We start from the raw sequence: 17,149 nt of genomic DNA on the forward strand, positions 1-17,149 counted from the left end.
CGCCAGATGACTTGGCGGGGCGCTCTTTGTTATTTCTTGTTCATCCGGTTCTCGATCAAATCATCGACCACCGAGGGGTCGGCCAGCGTCGAGGTATCGCCAAGCGCGCCGAAATCATCCTCGGCGATCTTGCGCAAAATGCGGCGCATGATCTTGCCCGAGCGTGTCTTGGGCAGGCCGGGCGCCCATTGGATCAGGTCTGGCTTGGCAATCGGGCCGATCTCGGTGCGCACCCATTTCTCCAGCTCTTTACGGAGCTCGTCGCTGGGCTCGACATCGTTCATCAACGTGACATAGGCGTAGATGCCCTGACCCTTGATGTCGTGCGGATATCCGACCACGGCGGCCTCGGCGACATCTGCGTGGGCAACCAGGGCAGACTCGACCTCTGCTGTACCCATGCGGTGGCCCGAGACGTTGATCACATCATCGACGCGGCCCGTGATCCAATAATAGCCATCCGCATCGCGGCGGCATCCGTCGCCGGTGAAGTAATAGCCCTTGTAATCCGAGAAATAGGTCTTCTCGAAGCGCTCGTGATCACCGTAGACGGTGCGCATCTGGCCGGGCCAGCTGCTCTTGATGCAAAGGACGCCCGAGGCTTCGGTCTCGGTCTGCTCTTCGCCGGTCTGCGGGTCGAGGATGACCGGCTCGATCCCGAAAAACGGCCTGGTGCAGCTGCCGGGCTTGGTGGGCGTGGCGCCGGGCAGGGGGGTCAGCAGGTGGCCGCCCGTCTCGGTCTGCCACCATGTGTCGACGATGGGGCGCGTGCCCTTGCCGACGATGTCATTGTACCAGTTCCACGCCTCGGGGTTGATCGGCTCGCCCACGGTGCCCAGCACCTTGATATCGCTCAGATCGCATTTCTCGACGAATTCCTTGCCGTGGGCCATCAGCGCACGGATAGCTGTCGGCGCGGTGTAGAATTGGTTCACCTTGTGCTTTTCGCAGACCTGCCAGAAGCGGCTGGCGTCCGGATAAGTCGGCACGCCTTCGAACATGACAGTCGTCGCGCCATTGGCGAGAGGGCCATAGACGATATAGCTGTGGCCCGTGACCCAGCCGACATCGGCGGTGCACCAGAAGACATCGCCCTCGTGATAGTCGAAGACGTATTTATGCGTGAGGCCGGCATAGAGCAGATACCCGGCGGAGCTGTGGACGACGCCCTTGGGCTGCCCGGTCGAGCCGGAGGTATAGAGAATGAAGAGGGGATCCTCGGCATTCATGGGGCGTGCGGGGCAGTCGGGGCTGGCATGCTCCATCTGCGCCTTGACGTCGATATCGCGCCCGTCGATCCAAGTGGTTTGTCCGCCGGTATGTTTGACGACGAGGCAGCGCACCTTGTCCGAGCAATGCAGCAGGGCCGCGTCGGTGTTGGATTTCAGCGCCGTATTGCGCCCGCCGCGCGGGGCCTCGTCGGCGGTGATGACGACCTTTGCGCCCGAATTGTTGATCCGGTTGGCCAGCGCATCGGGGGAAAATCCGGCGAATACAATGGAGTGGACCGCGCCGATGCGCGCGCAGGCCAGCATGGCATAGGCAGCTTCGGGAATCATCGGCAGGTAGATCACCACGCGGTCGCCGCGCATGATGCCCTGACTCAGCAGCACGTTGGCGAAACGGTTCACCTTCTCGTGCAGCTGCTTGTAGGTGATATGCTGGGCAGGCGTTTCGGGATCGTCCGGCTCCCAGATGATGGCGGTCTGGCCGCCGCGTGTCTTGAGATGCCGGTCGATGCAGTTCGCGGCGACGTTCAGAACGCCATCCTCGAACCAGCGGATATCGACATTGCCATGCTTGAACGAGGCGTTTTTGACCTTCGTAAAGGGCTCGATCCAGTCCAGATCCTGCGCGTGATCCTTCCAGAACGCATCGGGATCCTTGATCGAGGCAGCATACATCTTGTCGTATTTCGCGGCGTCGATATGGGCGGATTTAGTGAAATCCGGCGCGGGCGGATATGTCTTGTCGGACATGGATTTGACCTCTCAAAGCTAGTGATGCGGGCAGGGAACCGGGATCACGGGCGTGCGTACACTTCAGATCGCCAGGTATTCTGCGCGCAATTTCTCGTCGTTCAGCACCTCGGCAGCACTACCGTCAAAGACGATGCCGCCAGTGTCAAGGATCACCGCCCTGTCCGAAAGGTTCAGCGCGCGCACGGCGTTCTGCTCGACCAGGATCGTGGTGATTCCTTGCTCCTTGATGATGCGGAGCGTCTTTTCGATCTCGTCGACGATGACCGGGGCGAGGCCCTCATAGGGCTCGTCCAGCAGAAGCACCTTGATATCGCGGGCCAATGCGCGCGCGACCGCCAGCATCTGCTGCTCGCCGCCCGAAAGGGTCACGCCTTCCTGGGTGCGGCGTTCGGCAAGGCGGGGGAAGAGGTCGTAAATCCGCTCCAGCGACCAGCCGATGGGGGGCGCGATCTGCGCCAACTGCAGGTTCTCCTCGACTGTCAGGCCGGGAATGATGCAGCGATCCTCGGGGACAAGGCCGATGCCGGCGACAGCGGCCTCGTGGCTCTTCATCTTGTGCAGCGGCTGGTGATCCAGCCAGACCTCGCCGTGGTTCAACTGGGGATTGTCCATGCGCGCGATTGCGCGCAGCGTCGTCGTCTTGCCCGCGCCGTTGCGGCCCAGAAGGGCGAGGATCTCGCCCTCATGCACGTTGAAGCTGATATCCTGCACGATATAGCTTTCGCCGTAATAGGCCTGCATGCCCCAGACGGAGAGAAAGGCGGGCGCGGTTGCGGCGTGGTTGGCATGTTTGGAAAAGTCGGGTTGTGCGGTCATGTCATTATCCTTTCGGGGCATAATCCGGGCGTGGCGCGGTTTTAGGCGGCGGTTTCGCCCAAGTAAGCTTCGCGCACCTTGGGGTGGCCCTTGATATTGTCCGGCGTATCCTCGACCAGCGGGGTGCCCTGCGCCAGAACGGTGATCCGCTCGGCCAGGGAGAACACCACATGCATATCGTGCTCGATGATGGCGATGGTGATGTCGCGCTCGTCCTTGATCTGCTTGAGCAGGTCGATCGTGTTGTTTGTGTCGGCGCGGGCCATGCCCGCCGTCGGCTCGTCCAGCAGCAAAAGGCGCGGCTCTTGCGCCAGGCACATGCCGATTTCGAGACGGCGCTTGTTGCCCCGGCTCATCGCGGCCGAGTGGTTGTGGCGCTGATCGGCCATGTTGAGGCTTTCCAGCATGTGCTCGGCCTGCTCCATCACGCCCCGCTCGCTGCCGACGCTTTCGATGGCATGCATTCGGAATGCGCCATCGCGCTTGGCAAAGATCGGGATCATCATGTTTTCCAGCACCGTCAGATCACCGAAGATCTCGGGCGTCTGGAAGACACGCGAAATGCCCATCTGGTTGATCTCGTAGGGCTTGCGCCCCAAGACGGACTGGCCGTCAAAGCTGACCGATCCGGTATCGGGGATCAGCTTGCCCACCAGCACGTTGAGAAGGGTGGATTTGCCGGCCCCGTTGGGGCCGATGATGGCGTGCACGGTGTTTTCAGCGATGCTGAGGTTCACGTCCCCCAGCGCCTGCAGACCGCCGAAACGCTTGTTGACGTTCTTGACTTCGAGAATGCCCATGGCTGCGTTTCCTTATTCTGCGGGTTTGGTTTGGTTGGCGGGTTTGGCGCGCTTGCCCTGGACGAGGCGGCGGATGCGCTGCCCCCCCTCGACCAGACCGCCGGGCAGAAAGATGACGACCAGCATGAAGACAATGCCCAGCGTCAGGTGCCAGCCCTTGCCGACGAACGGATAGATCAAGGTGATCACGAAATCCTCCAGCCCGTCGGGCATCCAGTAGAACCAGTCGTGCAGAACGCCCGAGTTGATCTTGGACACGATGTTTTCCATGTACTTGATCAGACCCGCGCCCAGGACCGGACCGATGAGGGTGCCCGCGCCGCCAAGAATGGTCATCAGGACGACCTCGCCGGAGGCGGTCCAGAACATCCGCTCGGGGCCCACCTGGGTGTCCATCGCCACCATCAGGCCACCGGCGAGGCCGGCATACATGCCCGAGATTACGAAGGCCGCCAGCGCATAGGGGCGCGCATTGAGGCCCGTATAGGTCATTCGCGTATTGTTGGACTTGATCGCGCGCAGCATCATGCCGAAGGGCGAACGGAAAATGCGGATCGACAGGTAAAAGGCCAGCACCATGATGATCGCCGCGATGTAGTAACCCGCGTTGAAGGTGAACTGCCATGCGCCGACTATCATGTCGTGGGTGGCCGTCATGTCGAGGCCGAAGAGGTTGGCGCTGGCCCGGTTGCCCGGCGCCAGCGCACCGTCGAGGACGCGCGCGTCGTTCAGCTTCAGCTGCAGCCCCGTCTCGCCCCCGGTGATGGGTGTCAGCACCGAATAGGCCAACGCATAGGACATCTGCGCAAAGGCCAGCGTCAGGATCGAGAAGTAGATGCCAGACCGGCGCAGCGAGATGTACCCCACGACGAGGGCAAAGAGGCCCGCCACGATGACCGACATGATGATGCCGGGGATGATGTTGGCCGTCAGCAGCTTCATCATCCAGATCGCGGCATAGCTGCCCACGCCGAGGAAGGCGGCATGGCCGAAGCTGAGATAGCCGGTCAGGCCAAAGAGGATGTTGAAGCCGATGGCGAAGATCCCGAAGATCACGAAGCGCTGCATCAGGTCGGGATAACCTGCGTTGAATTGCGCCATGTTCGAGTTGACGGGAAACGGGTTCAGGATGAAGGGGGCCAGCAGCGCGAGGGCCGAAACCACCACGAGCAGGATTGCGTCTTTGCGTGTCATTCCCAGCATGGGCTTAATCCTCCATCACGCCTTTGCGGCCCATCAGGCCGCGCGGGCGGGTCAGCAATACAATGATAGCCACCAGGTAGATGACGATCTGGTTGATCCCGGGCAGCGCCTCGAGGACAGCGGACATGGACGCGAAGCTTTCGAGAATACCCAGCAGGAAACCGGCCAGAACCGCGCCTGCAAGGCTGCCCATGCCGCCCACGACGACCACCACGAAGCTGAGGACCAGGAAGTCCATGCCCATGTGATAGTTGGGGCTGTTGATGGGCGTGTACATCACGCCCGCCAGGCCCGCGACGGCGGCGGCGATGCCGAACATGATGGTGAACCGCTTGTCGATGTTGATGCCCAGAAGGCCCACGGTCTCGCGGTCGGCCATCCCGGCCCGCACGACCATCCCGAAGGTGGTAAAGCGCAGGAAGGCAAAGACACCGCCGACGATGAGAAGGGCAAAGGCGAAATAGACGAGGCGCCAGTACGGGTAGATGATTGAATTGGCCTGCATTCCCAGGAAAGCGCCGAAATCGAAGGAGCCGCGGAACGCGCTGGGCGCCGGCGTCGGGATCGGGTTGGCGCCGTAGAAATACTTGATGATCTCCTGCAGCACGATGGCAAGGCCGAAGGTCACCAGGATCTGGTCCGCATGGGGGCGTTTGTAGAAATGCTTGATCAGGCCGCGCTCCATGATGACGCCGATCGCGATCATCACGGGAATGGCAAAGAGGATCGACAGCGGCACGGCCCAGTCGATCATGAAATTGCCTGCATTTTCGCCGACGATGCTGTGGATATAGGGCACATCCACGGTCATGGGATTGCCCAGGAAGTCCGTGCGCGTCTCATCGACGACCTCGTGGCTGAAGGTCAGGATGCGGCTGAGCGTGACGGCGCAGAATGCGCCGATCATGAACAGGGCGCCGTGGGCGAAGTTCACCACCCCCAGCGTGCCGAAGATCAATGTCAGGCCGAGGGCGATCAGCGCATAGGCTGACCCCTTGTCCAGTCCATTGAGGATTTGCAGGATTATCGCATCCATCGTCTGCCTCACATGTCAGAAATCAGTCCGGCCAATCAGCAAGGCCAGGTCAGGCCCCCCGCGTGAGGGGCCGGCGCGCAGGTTGGTTTTTGGATCGTATGGACCCGCCCCCGGATTGGGGGGGCGGGCCGCCGGGCGCTTATGCGCCCGGGTTGCACTCGCCCAGCGTCGCGTCCGCGCCGCCGAACTCGGGCGCGTCGGGGGCGTAGGTCACCTGCTCGGCAGGGGTCACCTCGACGATTTCGACGAGGTCGAATTCGTTCTCGGGGTTCTCCTTGCCGCGCACGACCACAACGTCCTTGAAGCACTGGTGGTCTTCGGCACGGTAGAGGGTCGGGCCGCTGCCCAGACCGTCGAACTCGTAGCCCTCTAGGGCCTCGACCACGGCGCAGGGGTTGAAGCTGCCCGCGCGCTCGACCGCATCCGCGTAGAGCAGGGTCTGCACATAGCAGGTATGCGCCGCCTGGCTGGGCGGGAAGCCGTATTTCTCACCGAAGGATTTGACGAAGGCGTCGGTGCCGACATAGCGGTCACCCTTTTCGCGCTCCAGTTTCCAGTCCCAGTTCTGCGAGCCGAGGATGCCGGCGATGCTCTTGCCGGCGCCGCGTGCCATCAGCTCGGAATAGAGCGGCACGATGATCTCGAACTTCTTGTCGTTGACCATCTTGTCGCGCAGGCCGAACTGAACGGCATTGGTCAGCGAATTGACCATGTTCCCGCCGTAGTGGTTCAGAACCAGCACATCGGCATCCGACTGCAGGACGGGGGTGATATAGGCGCTGAAATCGGTCTGGGTCAGCGGGGTCTTGACCGCGTTGACGGTCTCCCAGCCCATGGCCTCGGTCGAGTTGCGGATCGCTTCCTCGGTCGTGTAGCCCCAGTTATAGTCGGCTGTCAGGTGATAGGCCTTGCGGTCCTTGCCATATGCGTTGGCCAGAACGGGCGCGAGGGCGGCGCCGGACATCCAGCTGTTGAAGAAGTGACGGAAACCATTCGCCTTGCGGTCCTTGCCGGTCGTGTCGTTGGAGTGCGTGAGGCCCGCCATGAAGATGACGCCAGCCTCTTGGCAGAGCGCCTGCACGGCCACGGCCACACCCGAAGACGAGCCGCCGGTGATCATCACCGCGCCGTCTTTTTCGATCATCGACTTGGCCGAGGCACGTGCCGCATCCGATTTTGTCTGGGTGTCGCCGGAGACGTAATCCACCTTCTTGCCCATGATGCCGTTGCCCTGCAGCGCCTTGGAGCTGAAGGTCTGCATCATGCCGCCGTCGCCGCCGCCATTCAGGTGCTCGACCGCCAGCTCGTAAGCGCGCAGCTCGTCCGCGCCCTCATCGGCATAGGGGCCGGACTGGGGCACGTTGAAGCCCAGCGTGACGTTGCTGGCATCGGTGGGGTCGTTGGTGAAGGCCGCGACGCTGCTGGCCGTGAATATCGTCGGAACCGCAAGGCCGGCGCCCGCAACGGCGCTGGTCTTGAGCAGACCACGACGGGTGAAGTTGGATGTGGACATAGAATCCTCCCTTTATGATTAATCCCGGCAAGCGCCTCCTCCGCGCCTTGCCGTGACCGCACTATGTGCAAAACTATTATGACACGGCGAAAGAAAACTTCTCAACAACTGCCTTTTGTAAAACAATTATTTTGTAAAAATATGAACATGCAGGTAAGGTTTTTTGTAAATTGCTGTCAATGCACGGAGGAATTGCATTGAAACATAACGGAAATGATGGGAACGCTGCGGTGCAGCGTGGGCCGGATGCCGGCACATTGACCGGCAGCCGCATCCGCGAGCGGCGGCTGGAACGCGGTCTGGCACAGGGAGCGCTGGCGAGGGAGGCCGGAATTTCGCCCTCCTATCTGAATCTGATCGAGCATAACCGGCGCAGAATCGGCGGTGCGCTCTTGTTACGCTTGGCCGCGGCACTGGGTCTCGATGCGCAGTCGCTGGCTCATGGCGGCGAGGCGGCGCTGCTGGATGGGCTGCGCGAGGCTGCGGGCGACGCGCCCGGCGCGGGCGCTCCGCTGCCCGAAATCGACCGGCTGGAGGAGTTTGCAGGCCGCTTTCCCGGCTGGGCGCAGCTGACCGTGGCCACATTGCGCCGCGCGCAGGGCGAGGCCCGGCGCGCCGATGCGATGGCCGACCGGCTGGCGCATGACCCGCATCTCGCCGCGTCGTTGCACGAGGTGCTGTCGGTCGTCACCGCCATCCGCTCCACCGCGTCGATCCTCACCGATACCAGCGGTTTGGAGCCGGAATGGCAGGCGCGCTTTCACCGCAACCTCGGCGAGGACAGCCGCCGTCTGGCCGAAGGGGCCGAGCGACTCGTGCGTTACCTTGATGATGGGCCGGGCACCGGGCGCGATATCCTTTCTCCGCAAGACGAGATGGACAGGTTCATGGATGCTCATGGCCATCGCTTCGAGGTGCTGGAAGAGGGCGGCGATCCCGAGGAGGTGCTGGAGGCGGTGGAGCTGCGCCCCGACACCGGCGCCCATGTGCTGATCGCCGCGTCCCTTGTGCGCTATCGCCGGGATGCCGAGGCGTTGCCCGAGACGCGGCTCCGTGCCGCGCTGGAGCGGCACGGCATGGCCCCGCTGGCGCTGGCGCAGGATTTGGGCGTGCCGCTCGCGCTTGTCTTTCGCCGCCTGGCCGCGATGCCAGAGGACGTCACCGGCCCCGTAGGACTGGTCAGCGCCGACAATTCGGGCGTCATTCTGGCGCTCAAGCCGCTGCCGGGCTTTGCCGTCACGCGGCTGGCCGGGACCTGCGCGCTATGGCCGCTCTTTCGCGCGGGGGCGCAGCCCGGAATGGCGCTGCGCCAGCGTCTTGTGCAGCCGGACCGCGATGCGCGCCCGGTGCTGGCCCTGACGGCGGTGGAAGAGGCTGCGCCCGGCGGCTTCAACATGCCGCCGCTGATGCATGCCTATATGCTGCTCTTGCCAGACGGCATGGCGGACGGCGCGCCGGTAGAGACCCCTGTGCCCGTCGGCAGTTCGTGCCGGATCTGTCCACGTGGCGATTGCCCCGCCCGGCGCGAGCCGTCGATCCTGCCGGATGCGGTGACTGAATAGGGGCAGATGGAACGCAAGCTTTTGACAGTGCTGGACGCTTGGCCAATAGTGGCGCATGGGCTGGAGCAAGGGGAGGTGCGCCAGATGACCAAACAGGTTCTCTTGATCGAGGACGAGCCGAACATCATCGAGGCGATCAGCTTCATCCTGTCGCGCGATGGGTGGCAGGTGCGCAGTCATACGGGCGGCGCCGGGGCCATGGATGCGGTGCGCACGCGGCGCGCCGATCTGATCATCCTCGACGTGATGCTGCCCCATCGCTCGGGGTTCGAACTGCTGGCCGACATCCGCGCGGATGCCGAGCTGGGCGCGACGCCCGTCCTGATGCTGACCGCGCGCGGCCAGCGCAAGGATCGCGAGATGGCCGAGCGCGCGGGCGCCAGCCGCTTCATGACCAAGCCCTTCTCGAACGCCGAAATGCTGGAGGCCGTGCGCGCCCTTGCGGGGGAAGCATGAGCGAGCCTTCCGCGCCGGACGGCACGCCTGTTCTGGGCCAGACATCGTCTAGCCAACCCTCTGCGCCCAAGCAGCCTGCGGGCTATGCCGTCTTCGTCGCACATGATACCTACCGCCAGCGGCGGATGGTCGATGCAGCGGGGCTGTTGCCGACCCTCGGCGCGGTTCTGTTCGCGCTGCCGCTCTTGTGGCTGGGGCAAGCGGGCGACGCCGCGCGCACGTCCTATGTGATGATCTACGTCTTTGCCGTCTGGGCCGGTCTGGTGATCCTGTCGGCGCTGATCACGCGCAGCCTGCGCGCGTCGCCGGATGCCAGCGAGGATGACGCGCCTGCCGCGGATCATGATCCGCGGGGCGGCTGATGGCCACGCTCAATATCCTTGTCGCGGTCTGCATCACCTATGTGGTCTTCCTCTTTGCCGTCGCCTTTGCCGCCGACCGTGCGGCACGGCGCGGGCGCGGGGCATGGCTGCGCTCGCCGCTGGTCTACACCTTGTCGCTGTCGATCTATTGCACCGCCTGGACCTTCTACGGCGCTGTCGGCTTTGCCGCGCGGTCGGGGATGGAATATGTGACGATCTATCTGGGGCCCAGCCTTGTCATGATCGGCTGGTGGTGGACCCTGCGCAAGATGGTGCGGGTGGGCCGCAGCCAGCGCATCACCTCGATCGCCGACATGATCTCGTCCCGCTATGGCAAGTCGAACACCCTGGCCGTCTGCGTGACGGTAATCGCCGTCATCGGCGCGACGCCCTATATCGCGCTGCAACTGCAATCCGTGACGCTGTCCTTCGCGGCCTTTTCCCCGCCCGACCCCGAGGGCGGAAGTTCCGTTCAGTCGATCGCGATCTATGTGGCGCTGGGACTGACGCTCTTCACGATCCTCTTCGGCACCCGTAACCTTGACGCGAACGAGCGGCATCACGGCGTGGTCATGGCCATCGCCCTCGAGGCGGTGGTCAAGCTTTTGGCCCTCATCGCAGTCGGTATCTTTGTCGTCTGGGGGTTGGAGGGCGGCCTTGCGGCGACGCTGTCGCGGATCGACGCCTCACCCATTGCGGATTTCGACGTGTCGGGCAGCCGCTGGACCGGGTTGACCCTGCTGTCGGCCGCGGCGTTTCTGTGCCTGCCGCGCATGTTTCAGGTCATGGTGGTCGAGAATGAGGACGAGGGACATCTGCGTACCGCCGCCTGGGCGTTTCCGCTCTACCTCATGCTGATCAGCCTCTTTGTCGTGCCTATCGCCGCCGTGGGCCTGGAGCTGATGCCCGAGGGGTCGAACCCTGACCTTTACGTGCTGAACTTGCCGCTGTTCGCGGGGCGGGACGGGCTGGCGATCCTGTCTTTTCTTGGCGGGTTTTCCTCGGCCACATCGATGGTGATCGTGGCGGCGATTGCACTCTCGACGATGGTATCGAACCATATCGTCATGCCCATCTGGCTGCGCGCCACCGGTGGCGCTGCCATGATGTCGGGCGATGTGCGTCATGTAGCGCTGCTGGCGCGGCGGCTGTCGATCGCCGGGGTCGTCATGCTGGGCTATCTCTATTTCCGCATGTCGGGCGGGGGTACGGCGCTGGCCGCCATCGGTCTTGTGGCCTTTGCGGGGGTCGCGCAGTTCCTGCCGGCGCTGATGGGCGGCCTTGTCTGGCGCGGGGCCACGCGCAACGGGGCGCTGGCGGGGCTGGCGGTCGGCTTTGTCCTCTGGATCTATTGCCTCTTCCTGCCCAGCTTTGGCGCGGGGGTGGTCCTGCCGCAGCATGTCTTTGACCAAGGGCTTTTCGGCCTGTCATGGCTGCGCCCGCAGGCGATGTTCTGGACCGGGGGGATGGACCCGCTGGTGCACGCGGTCATGTGGTCGATGGGCCTCAACACGGCGGCCTTCTGCGCCGTGTCCATCCTCAGTTTTCCCCGCCCGGTCGAGCGGCTGCAGGGCGCGCAATTTGTCAACGTTTTCGAGCATTCGCGCGGCCCCGGCACCTGGAGCGGCGGGCGCGGGCAGTCCGAGGATCTGCTGATCATGGCGCAGCGCATCATGGGCGCGGCCGAGGCGCAGGAGCTCTTCAGCCGCGCCGCGCGCCGCCAGGGTCTGAGCGGCTACCTGCCCGAGCCGTCGCCCGAGTTCCTGGAATGGCTGGAACGGCGCCTCTCGGGCTCGGTCGGGGCGGCGACGGCCCATGCGATGATCAGCCAGATCGTCGGGCGCGCGACCGTCTCGGTCGAAGATTTGCTGGCCGTGGCAGATGAGACCGCCCAGATCATGGAGTATTCCAGTCAGCTTGAGGCGAAATCGGCCGAGCAGGCCCGCACCGCGCGCCAGCTGCGTGAAGTGAACGAGAAGCTGACGCAGCTCTCGGTGCAGAAGGATGGCTTTCTCAGCCAGGTCAGCCATGAATTGCGCACCCCCATGACCTCGATCCGGGCCTTTTCCGAAATCCTGCGTGAAGGAGGTCTTGCCCCCGACGAGCAGCAGAAATACGCCTCGATCATCCACGCCGAATCGCTGCGCCTCACGCGGCTTCTGGATGATCTGCTGGACCTTTCGGTGCTGGAATCGGGGCAGGTGGTGCTGAATGCGCAGACCGGCACGCTGGCCGAGGTGCTGGACCGCGCCGTCTCGGCCACGATGGGCAGTACGCCGGGGGTCTTGCGGATCGAGCGTGATCCGGCCAGCGAGGCGGTGCAGCTAAAGACCGATATGGACCGCCTCGCGCAGGTGTTCATCAACCTCATTACCAACGCGCGCAAGTATTGCGACGCGGACGCGCCCGTACTGCGGGTGCGCACCGAAAGGGGCGCATCGGGTCTGACCGTGGACTTCATCGACAACGGCACCGGCATCCCGATCAAGGATGAGGCGCTGATCTTTGAGAAATTCTCGCGGCTTGGAAAGGCGGGCGCGCCGGGGGCGGGCCTCGGCCTCGCCATTTGCCGCGAGATCATGCACCGGTTGGGCGGCACGATTGAATACTTGCCGGGGCAGGGCGGGGCTGCATTCCGCGTGACATTGCCGCGCGCGGCGGTCTGAGGCTGCGAAATCGGCGGGTCTTTCGGTCGGAAACCTTTTGGTAACCGGAATGGCGCTACGGTGGGGCCATCGGCAACTTCCACGGAATGGTGGCGCAGCGCATGGCACAGACAGGCGGCAATACGGTCATTCATCGCAAGGCGCGCGCCTCACGCGAGGAATATCACGCGCGCGCCATGTCCCCGGCCAAGGCGCTGAGGCTGGCGCTGGCGCAGGCATCGGACACGCTCTTTGACCTGCCGATGGTCGTGGCGGCAGTCGAGCAGGTCGAGATTTCGCAAACGGCGCTGCAGGGCGAATTTGCGGGTGGCGGCCTCATGGTGCTGCTCGATGGCCCCAAGGGCGGGCGCGGGGCGGTGCGCATCGACGATGCGCTGCTGGCCGCGCTGATCGAAATCCAGACGACCGGGCGGGTGACCGGACGCGGCACCGGGGGGCGGGCGGTCACCCGCACCGATGCGGCCATCGCTGCGCCTTTGATCGACGCCGCGCTTTCGGGCGCCGAGGCCAAGCTGGCCGAGGATGCGCGCAGCGAGGAGGGCGAAGAGGCGCCGCCGCATTGGGCCTCGGGCTATCGCTTTGGCGTGATGATGGAGGATGCGCGCGGCATGACGCTGGCGCTGGGAGCGGCGGCGTTCCACGTCTTTCGCTTGATGGTAGAGGTCGGAAATCACGGGTATCCCGGTGCGGTCACGTTCCTCTTGCCGGTGCCAGAGGTGCCGGTGCGGCCAGCGATAGATGAAAAGGCGTCGAGCCTGCAACGCACGCTGGAGCAAAGTGCGATGAACGCGCCGGTCAGCCTGGAGGCAGTGCTGGGGCGTGTTACCCTGCCGCTGGAAAAGGTGTGCAAACTTGAGGTAGGAGGCCTTCTGCCCGTAACAGCCGATCAGCAGCTGCAGGTGCGACTGGAGGCAAGCCAGAAACACGTCGTCGCCGTTGCGCGGCTTGGGCAATTGAACGGGGCACGAGCGGTCAAGCTGATCCCGGAGGACGGCGGGGGCACATCCGTGGCCCGCGGCCAGACCGATACCGCAAGGTCAGGCGAGGTAGCTGGCACGGCGGCGCTGGATCTGACGCGGATCGAGGAACTTGCGGAGACGTCCCGGCCCACGCCCGAGAAAGCGCAAGGATCGCCCCCCGCAAAGCAGGCCAGCCCTCCCGTGTCGGACAAGGAAATGATGGAATATGGAGATTTTTGAGAATGAGGTGGCGGCGACTTGTGGATGCCGGCCACCGGGATGCCGGGATGCAGGATGCGCGCCTCAGCGTAGCAGAATGCCGGTCACGACCATCATCAGCCCCAGCACCGACAGGAAAAGCGCGCCGGTATTCACCGGCAGAACCTTTTGCAGGACGGTGCGCATCTGCGCATCGTCCAGATCGGCACGGCGGGCGCGCCAGACGCGCAGGATGCACCAGATCAGCCCCGCCAGCCCGCCCAACGAGACAGCGGCCCCGCACCAAATGAGGATTTGCATATGTGGTCTCCCTGACTGACCGGCGGGCAATCTCCCGCTCTTGCCCTCTAGCGCGCCAAGCCCCCAAGCTCAAGCCACCGGGGGCTTGCGGGAGGGCGGGACGCGCTGTAGTCACGGTCATCTTTGAGGATGCGGAGTAGAGAAATGGACGACCAGACCCCGGATGCAACCTATCGCGTGACCGCTGACGAGCTACGCCAATTCATCGAGCGTATCGAGCGTCTCGATGCCGAGAAGAAGGATCTTGCCGAGCAGCAGAAAGAGGTCATGGCCGAGGCCAAGGCCCGTGGCTACGACACCAAGGTAATGCGCAAGGTGATCGCCCTGCGTAAGCGGGACAAGGACGACATTGCCGAGGAAGAAGCTGTGCTCGAGATGTATAAGGAAGCGTTGGGCATGGCCTGAACGGCCGGCCCGAGCATCGGCCCAAATGCCCGGCGCGTCCGCGGCTGATCCTTGCGGGCCGATGACGGAGAGACCGGATGAAATCTGATATGATTGGGCCAGAGATCCGCACGCAGGCAGTCTCGCGGGTCCTGCGCTGTGCGCTGATATGCTGCGCTCCGGCGGCCATCTTTTATGGCATATCGCTTGAGATCATGACCTTGTCGGGGTTCACAGCCGTCGAGTCGCTGCGCGATCCGGCACAGCAGACGGGACAGTCCAGCTCTCTCGGGTTCCTGTCGAGTAACGGCACCTGGTTCTGGGTTGCGGCAGCGGCGGTGTGCCTCTTTGGCTATACGCTGCAACGGGCGCCGGGCGAGGCGGCGCGGCCGCATGGCAAGCTGCTCTTTTCGCTCGCAGTGTTCTCGCTGGTTCTGGGCGTCGATGATTTCTTCCTGATCCACGACCGCTACGTCGCCGAGGGCATCCTGCTGCCGGCCTACGCGCTGTTCATCCTTTGGATTGCGCGCCGGCATTGGGCGCTGATCCGGGATATCGACGCGCCGGCCTTCCTGATGACGGGCGGTTTTCTGGCGCTTTCGGTTGCGGTGGATGCGGTGCAGGAGATCCTGCCGATCGCCTATGGGGGGGTCGCAGATCGTCGAGGAGGGGTTCAAGCTCATCGGCGCTGCCGCCTGGCTCTATTTCTGCTGGCAGGTGGCGGCGTATCGGCTGAGCTACAAGGCTGTCGCGCAAGACTGATCCGGAACCTTGCCGAAAACAAAAAAGCCGCGCAACTCCTTGCGCGGCTTTTCTTTTAGTGTGACGCGCGCCTGGATCAGGCGTCGTCTTCGTCCGACTGCTGCTCGACGGCTTCGGCCAGGTCCTCGTCGTCCGATGCGGCCGAGCCGATATCGTCGAAGAGTTCCGCGATCTCGAAATCGGCTGCCGCTTCTTCTTCGGCCGCCAGTTCCTGAATGGACTTGCCGGACGCCTGCAGTTCGGCCTCTTCGGGCGAACGGGCGACGTTCAGCATGACGGTCGCGTCGACTTCGGGGTGCAGCGAGACATGAATCTCGTGCAGGCCCAGTTCCTTGATCGGCTTGCCCAGCGAAACCTGCTTGCGATCGACGGTGAAGCCGTTCTCATTTGCCGCGTCAGCCGCATCGCGCGTGGTGACCGAGCCATAAAGCGCGCCGGAATCGGCGGCCTGGCGAATCACGACGAATTGCTGACCGTTCAGCTTATCGGCCATCGCCTCGGCTTCTTTGCGGGTCTCGAGGTTCTGCGCCTCGAGATGCGCCTTGCGCGCCTCGAAATCCGCGATGTTACGCTCGGAGGCCGACAGCGCCTTGCGCTGGGGCAGGAGGTAGTTGCGTGCAAAGCCCGGCTTGACGTCGACGACGTCGCCCATCTGGCCCAGCTTGGCCACACGCTCGAGAAGGATAACTTGCATTGTCTTACTCCTTACTTGACGGCGTAGGGCAGCAGGGCGAGGAAGCGGGCGCGCTTGATCGCGCGGGCCAGCTCACGCTGCTTCTTGGCCGAGACGGCGGTGATGCGCGAGGGCACGATCTTGCCACGCTCGGAGATGTAGCGCTGCAGCAGGCGCGTGTCCTTGTAGTCGATGCTAGGTGCATTCTCGCCCGAGAAGGGGCAGACCTTGCGGCGACGGAAAAACGGTTTGGTAGCCATGGGTTATGTCCTTTATCTGAGGGCGTTGATCAACGGCGCTCGCGGCGCTCGGACCGCTCGTCGCGCTTTTGCATCTGGACCGAGGGCAGCTCTTTGTGCTCATCGACCTTGATGGTCAGCGTGCGCATGACGTCATCATGCAGGCGCATCAGGCGCTCCATTTCCTGAACGGCCTCGGAGGGCGCGTCGGAACGCAGGAACGCGTAGTGACCCTTGCGGTTCTTGTTGATCTTGTAGGCCATCGTCTTGACGCCCCAGTACTCGTGATCGACGAGTTTGCCGCCATTGTCGGACAGGACGGTGCCGAAATGCTCGATAAGGTTTTCGGCCTGGGCGCTGGACAGGTCCTGGCGCGAGATAAAGACATGCTCGTAAAGGGGCATGTTGGATCCACTTCTATCAAGGCGCATTTCATAGGCGGGGCAATTCGTTTCGCGGCCCCACCACGAGAGACTGCGCGGTTCATACGTATCTGCGAAACGAGGCCGACCCTTACAGCCATACCCCGTCGCGCGCAAGTGCGGTGCGCGTCGCCCTCATTTGATCGCGCCATTGCCCCATTTGGGTCGAATTTCCTTGTCATTCGTTAACCAAGCCACAGATCGCCCATTCTCAACGACGAGGGAAAAGACAGATGACCGCACTTCCTGACACGTTCATGCCCGAAGGTCCGCTGCGCCATCAGCGCCAGGTGCCCCTTTACCACATGGAAGCCAGCGAGACGGGCGTCCTGCGCCGAGTAACGTCGCGGTGCACGGGGGCGGCGCTGTTGATGGCGGCTGCCGGGCTTTGGCTTGTGCCGGTAATCGACGGCGACGCGATGATGCAACTCTACAAATTGGCGTTCTCCGGTGTGTTGGCCGTCGTCGGCGCGATCCTGCTGACCGGTGGCCATGCCGCTATCGGGCCCGAGGTTCATCTGAACCCGCACACACGGCAACTGACCATCATCGAGCGCGACGCACACAAAAACATCCGCTCGCAGGCGAGCCACGATATCGACACATTGGGGGATGTCGTCCTGCGCGACGGGCTGCTGACCGCACGGTGCGGCGCGGGGCTGCCGCTGATGAGCCTGCCGGTCACCGACCCCAAGGTCGAGGCCGCGCTTCATGACATGTTGGCTGGCCGGGGGGCCTGAACCGGCGCGGGCACGCCGAAGATCGGCAAGCCTGCGCCGGTCCACACGACCTGTT

General features: G+C 63.7%; 18 protein-coding genes and 1 pseudogene. 8 read left to right on the forward strand and 11 right to left on the reverse strand.

What is annotated here, in order from left to right; all coding sequences use genetic code 11:
- Positions 1–29: 29 nt before the first annotated feature.
- The 7 genes and pseudogenes from acs to ACEWPM_RS12885 form a co-directional block, all read right to left on the reverse strand.
- Positions 30–1,979 carry an acetate--CoA ligase gene (gene acs / locus ACEWPM_RS12855; RefSeq protein ID WP_393962484.1) on the reverse strand — a complete coding sequence of 650 codons (1,950 nt, stop codon included), beginning with the start codon at positions 1,977–1,979 and terminating at the stop codon, positions 30–32.
- Between the two features lie 63 nt (positions 1,980–2,042).
- Positions 2,043–2,798, reverse strand: coding sequence for an ABC transporter ATP-binding protein (locus ACEWPM_RS12860; protein WP_393962483.1), 756 nt, complete (start codon positions 2,796–2,798; stop codon positions 2,043–2,045).
- 41 nt (positions 2,799–2,839) lie between these two features.
- Entirely contained in the window at positions 2,840–3,154 is a 315-nt protein-coding gene (locus tag ACEWPM_RS12865) for an ABC transporter ATP-binding protein C-terminal domain-containing protein (protein WP_420768024.1), read from the reverse strand.
- Positions 3,128–3,496: pseudogene (locus ACEWPM_RS12870) on the reverse strand (ATP-binding cassette domain-containing protein); the annotation flags it as partial. The gene ACEWPM_RS12865 and the pseudogene ACEWPM_RS12870, both read right to left, overlap by 27 nt.
- 114 nt (positions 3,497–3,610) lie before the next feature.
- Positions 3,611–4,801 (reverse strand): branched-chain amino acid ABC transporter permease, encoded by a 1,191-nt coding sequence (locus tag ACEWPM_RS12875; protein ID WP_393962481.1) that lies wholly within the window; start codon positions 4,799–4,801, stop codon positions 3,611–3,613.
- A 4-nt stretch (positions 4,802–4,805) separates the two neighbouring features.
- Positions 4,806–5,837, reverse strand: coding sequence for a branched-chain amino acid ABC transporter permease (locus ACEWPM_RS12880; protein ID WP_393962480.1), 1,032 nt, complete (start codon positions 5,835–5,837; stop codon positions 4,806–4,808).
- Positions 5,838–5,976: 139 nt separating this feature from the next.
- Positions 5,977–7,350, reverse strand: a complete 1,374-nt coding sequence (locus tag ACEWPM_RS12885; RefSeq protein ID WP_393962479.1) for a substrate-binding protein — start codon at positions 7,348–7,350, stop codon at positions 5,977–5,979.
- Positions 7,351–7,547: 197 nt separating this feature from the next.
- Between ACEWPM_RS12885 and ACEWPM_RS12890 the strand changes: the two genes are divergently transcribed.
- The 5 genes from ACEWPM_RS12890 (at position 7,548) to ACEWPM_RS12910 (ending at position 13,595) form a co-directional block, all read left to right on the forward strand.
- Entirely contained in the window at positions 7,548–8,912 is a 1,365-nt protein-coding gene (locus tag ACEWPM_RS12890; protein WP_393962478.1) for a helix-turn-helix domain-containing protein, read from the forward strand.
- A gap of 84 nt (positions 8,913–8,996) precedes the next feature.
- Positions 8,997–9,368: a response regulator transcription factor gene (locus ACEWPM_RS12895; RefSeq protein WP_393962629.1), complete on the forward strand. Its 372-nt coding sequence runs from the start codon at positions 8,997–8,999 to the stop codon at positions 9,366–9,368.
- Positions 9,365–9,730: a hypothetical protein gene (locus ACEWPM_RS12900; RefSeq protein WP_393962477.1), complete on the forward strand. Its 366-nt coding sequence runs from the start codon at positions 9,365–9,367 to the stop codon at positions 9,728–9,730. The genes ACEWPM_RS12895 and ACEWPM_RS12900 overlap by 4 nt, the downstream gene beginning before the upstream one ends.
- A complete protein-coding gene (locus ACEWPM_RS12905; protein WP_393962476.1) occupies positions 9,730–12,396 on the forward strand; it encodes an ATP-binding protein in 2,667 nt (888 codons plus the stop codon). Before ACEWPM_RS12900 ends, ACEWPM_RS12905 begins: the two co-directional genes overlap by 1 nt.
- A 101-nt stretch (positions 12,397–12,497) precedes the next feature.
- Positions 12,498–13,595, forward strand: coding sequence for a FliM/FliN family flagellar motor switch protein (locus ACEWPM_RS12910; protein ID WP_393962475.1), 1,098 nt, complete (start codon positions 12,498–12,500; stop codon positions 13,593–13,595).
- A gap of 63 nt (positions 13,596–13,658) precedes the next feature.
- Here the strand turns inward: ACEWPM_RS12910 and ACEWPM_RS12915 are convergent, their stop codons facing one another.
- Entirely contained in the window at positions 13,659–13,874 is a 216-nt protein-coding gene (locus tag ACEWPM_RS12915) for a hypothetical protein (protein ID WP_393962474.1), read from the reverse strand.
- Positions 13,875–14,018: 144 nt separating this feature from the next.
- Between ACEWPM_RS12915 and ACEWPM_RS12920 the strand changes: the two genes are divergently transcribed.
- Positions 14,019–14,279: a DUF2312 domain-containing protein gene (locus ACEWPM_RS12920; protein ID WP_170846539.1), complete on the forward strand. Its 261-nt coding sequence runs from the start codon at positions 14,019–14,021 to the stop codon at positions 14,277–14,279.
- Between the two features lie 194 nt (positions 14,280–14,473).
- Entirely contained in the window at positions 14,474–15,079 is a 606-nt protein-coding gene (locus ACEWPM_RS12925; RefSeq protein WP_393962473.1) for a hypothetical protein, read from the forward strand.
- Positions 15,080–15,096: 17 nt separating this feature from the next.
- Here the strand turns inward: ACEWPM_RS12925 and rplI are convergent, their stop codons facing one another.
- The 3 genes from rplI to rpsF are packed head-to-tail and all read right to left on the reverse strand — an operon-like array spanning position 15,097 to position 16,336.
- A complete protein-coding gene (gene rplI / locus ACEWPM_RS12930) occupies positions 15,097–15,714 on the reverse strand; it encodes a 50S ribosomal protein L9 (protein ID WP_393962472.1) in 618 nt (205 codons plus the stop codon).
- An 11-nt stretch (positions 15,715–15,725) separates the two neighbouring features.
- Complete coding sequence (rpsR, locus tag ACEWPM_RS12935; protein ID WP_393929245.1) at positions 15,726–15,953, reverse strand: 30S ribosomal protein S18; 228 nt, start codon at positions 15,951–15,953, stop codon at positions 15,726–15,728.
- Between the two features lie 29 nt (positions 15,954–15,982).
- On the reverse strand, positions 15,983–16,336 hold the full coding sequence (rpsF, locus tag ACEWPM_RS12940) for a 30S ribosomal protein S6 (protein ID WP_393962471.1): 354 nt from the start codon (positions 16,334–16,336) through the stop codon (positions 15,983–15,985).
- 251 nt (positions 16,337–16,587) lie between these two features.
- Between rpsF and ACEWPM_RS12945 the strand changes: the two genes are divergently transcribed.
- Positions 16,588–17,094 carry a hypothetical protein gene (locus tag ACEWPM_RS12945; RefSeq protein ID WP_393962470.1) on the forward strand — a complete coding sequence of 169 codons (507 nt, stop codon included), beginning with the start codon at positions 16,588–16,590 and terminating at the stop codon, positions 17,092–17,094.
- The last annotated feature ends 55 nt before the right edge of the window (positions 17,095–17,149 follow it).

Source organism: Roseovarius maritimus (assembly GCF_043355895.2).
Classification (GTDB): domain Bacteria; phylum Pseudomonadota; class Alphaproteobacteria; order Rhodobacterales; family Rhodobacteraceae; genus Roseovarius; species Roseovarius maritimus.